This window comes from Aliterella sp. E5.1, assembly GCF_057473825.1.
The window spans coordinates 1-3,027 of record NZ_JBYCCV010000218.1; the positions used below are offsets into that span (position 1 = coordinate 1).

3 protein-coding genes and 1 pseudogene are annotated in these 3,027 nt (G+C 42.5%); 2 read left to right on the forward strand and 2 right to left on the reverse strand.

Annotation, left to right across the window (positions count from 1 at the left end; all coding sequences use genetic code 11):
• The first annotated feature begins 538 nt into the window (after positions 1–538).
• Positions 539–1,033 (forward strand): GNAT family N-acetyltransferase, encoded by a 495-nt coding sequence (locus tag AC2VE5_RS25260; protein ID WP_486890343.1) that lies wholly within the window; start codon positions 539–541, stop codon positions 1,031–1,033.
• 35 nt (positions 1,034–1,068) lie between these two features.
• On the opposite strand, the pseudogene AC2VE5_RS25265 reads toward AC2VE5_RS25260, so the two are convergent.
• Together AC2VE5_RS25265 and AC2VE5_RS25270 are read right to left on the reverse strand one after the other, a co-directional pair.
• Positions 1,069–1,814: pseudogene (locus AC2VE5_RS25265) on the reverse strand (IS5 family transposase).
• Positions 1,789–2,259, reverse strand: coding sequence for a CAAD domain-containing protein (locus AC2VE5_RS25270; protein ID WP_486890344.1), 471 nt, complete (start codon positions 2,257–2,259; stop codon positions 1,789–1,791). Before AC2VE5_RS25270 ends, AC2VE5_RS25265 begins: the two are co-directional and overlap by 26 nt.
• 356 nt (positions 2,260–2,615) lie before the next feature.
• On the opposite strand from AC2VE5_RS25270, the gene AC2VE5_RS25275 reads away from it, so the two are divergent.
• A complete protein-coding gene (locus tag AC2VE5_RS25275) occupies positions 2,616–2,774 on the forward strand; it encodes a hypothetical protein (RefSeq protein WP_486890345.1) in 159 nt (52 codons plus the stop codon).
• The last annotated feature ends 253 nt before the right edge of the window (positions 2,775–3,027 follow it).

The window sequence follows — 3,027 nt, forward strand, 5'->3', positions numbered from 1 at the left end:
TCGTCGGGTAGCTACTCGTTATGAAAAACGAGCCGAAAACTACCTAGCAATGCTGATGATTGCGGCGATTCTTATCTGGTTAAAATAGCTCATTACGCTACATCCAGACTTTGCAGATACGCCCTAGATAAGTAACTTGTGTTGTTGGCGAGCGCTTTAGTTTAACTTCTTTGGCGATCGCCAACTAGGACAAAATGTTTTGAGGTTATTCTTAGGCGATCGCTCTTTCACAGGCGAGTAGTTATCCAGCTCTGAGTAAGAATTTTATACTTATATTTAATAGTTAATTAGGTTTAATATCCCCACCCGCTAGTTACCACTGGCGGGTTTTGTTTTACCCATAACAGGACTCAACTAAATGCTTAATCTAGGGCGTGTCTGCGAACTGTTATATCCTGACTAAAGAAGGTTAGCTGATTGATGAAAAATATTAAGGGAGATGTAGTGGTAGAAGACAGACGGCAAGTACAGCCTTTGATGAGTAGGTTTTGCAATACGAGTCGACTTTGTCTACTTTACTTACTGTCGGCTTGATTTTATGGCTGTAAAACTTGTGACATATAATGCAGGACTAAAGCCGGATTTTGAACGGCTCAACCAATATTGGCTGGAAAAGTTGTTTGAGGTAGAACCTGCCGATAAAATTATCTTCAACGATCCTGAATCTCATATTCTTGCTTCAGGTGGACAGATTTTTTTCATTCTCGATGGCAGGGAGCCTGTAGGAACTTGTGCTATGCTTCGCCTGAGCATTGATGAATATGAACTAGCGAAAATGGCGGTTGCTCCTGCCCACCGCCGCCGTGGATATGGTGACAGACTAATGAAAGCAGGGCTAATTTTTGCCAAGGAAGCTAGTGCTAATAAGATTACTTTAATAACGGATACAAAGCTCCCGGAAGCAATTTGCCTGTATGAACGGTATGGATTTCAGATGATTCCACATACCCCTGATCCTCGATATAAAAGAGGCAATGTGAGGATGGAGCTTGTTTTGGTATCTAACTTACACTTTGAGAGTAATAATCAATAGATTGTGGTAGCAAGCGACTGACGTGTTTGCGTGCATTATAGCCAAAGACGAATAGCACCAATCATAAGTATCGCCAAGTAATTGACGGCATACTTCTCATAACGAGTTGCTATGCGTCTACACTGCTTGAGGCGTAGGAGTAGTGCCACTTCGACGCAGCTGTTGCCGAATTTTATCGCTGCTGTAAGCTTTATCTCCCACTAAATACTGACTGCGGTGCTTAGGTCTACCCCGTTCCTGACGCTTAACCTTTCCACCTTTAACTAATGCTCCAAATCCAACGGTATCATGTCGTTCCCCTGGAGTAAGGACAAAGTGCATTGGCCTTCCGTAACCCTCGGCTTTGACATGAACTTTAGTGCTGAAACCACCAACACTGCGCCCCAGAGCTTGGTCATCTAACTCCTCCCCTTTTGCGCCTGCTGCGTGTTGATGAGCGCGAACTACAGTGCTATCTACAAAATGCACTACGAGCGTCAATCTCTCCAGCCGCATCCGCCTGTTGGATTAGACTTTCCCAAATCCGTTGCCAGATTCCTGCAATCCGCCAACGGTAGAATCGGCTTGATATGGTGCTGTGCTTACCGTATCGCTCTGGAATATCTCGCCACGGAGCCCCAGTCCTGTGTAACCAAAGGATGCCATTTAGAATTCGTCGATGGTCGTAAGCAGGTTGACCTGTATGAGACTTTTGTGGGGGTAGTAGCGGTTTGAGCTTTAACCACTGCTTATCGGTCAAATCTCCTCTACCACCATCATCTCGCCGCTTTTTCAACTGCATAACTCCTGATTATTACTTCTAAGATAGCGAGTTTGCAGACACGCCCTAGAAATCCCTGTATTTTTTGCGTCAACTCTTGCCGACTTGAGGTACTGAGCAAATAGCGACTGATAAACCAGATGGAGTAGCCAATTCCAACTAATTCAAAGGTTGGCGCTACCAAAGGAATCTCATTGATAGCTGCTATAACTGCCAAACTAACCCTAAAAGCAATAATTGCGCCGAAAATCAGTCCTAAGTTAATTAGTAGCTGCTGATTCTCGCCAAAAAACCTGCCTAAGTTTTCTGATAGTTGCGATAAAAATCCCACAAGCTGAGTCACTATCCATTGTCCTTTTTGGATAGATTGATTAGTTGGCGAGAAAGCTGTCTGAGGTTCGGGTTCTATAGTTACCTTCACATCAGGAGTATCGGTTGTTGCTGATTGGGTTGGGGGTTCTTGCATAATTTTGTACTTTTAACTCAACGAATAAATGTAAATTACCATGCAAAGTTCAGGATTATGCTAGTGATCTCGCTTGTAGCTCTCTCGATGGAGATAATTTTATAAAGGAATCAACTCCGTAAAATTCTGCAACAACTGATCGTTCGTCAATTCATCTCCCAGTTAGCAGCGAAATGAGGAGATTTGAGTGGTTTGGGAATGTACGAGTAAAGGCGAAGAGAAAGACAAATGTAGTTATTTTTCCATTTAAGTAAAAATCAGCAAGATTAACTAAATAATTTCCCAAAATGAATAAATACCTCATTTGTTAACATAAGCTATAAGCATTATGTTGTTTCATTCAAGTTATTGTTCCGGTGCAAAACTCCCAATCCTCCAATCCGACAGTTGCCAAACTATTAGAAGCTGATGCCCACTTAGCAGCAACTGAAGTTGATTTAAACGCTCAAATTCAATCAATTCAACAGAAACGTCACAGTCTTAACACTGTGATTGCTAAGCCAATATACCTTTAAAAGATATAAAATAGAAACTTGAATTGGCAAAGGGTGGAGGGGACAATGCCTGCCAAAGGATTTCTAAATCTGGAACAGAAAGAGAGATTGCAAACGCTAGTACGCGGCAATGACTGTCCAAGAATAAGAGAACATGCTTTGATACTGTTACTTCAAAACGATGGTAAAACCTATGAAGAAATTGCTAATTTTATTGGTTGCGGGTATCGAACTGTAGCGCACTGGTGTGTGCATGGCGACCCGGACAATCTAG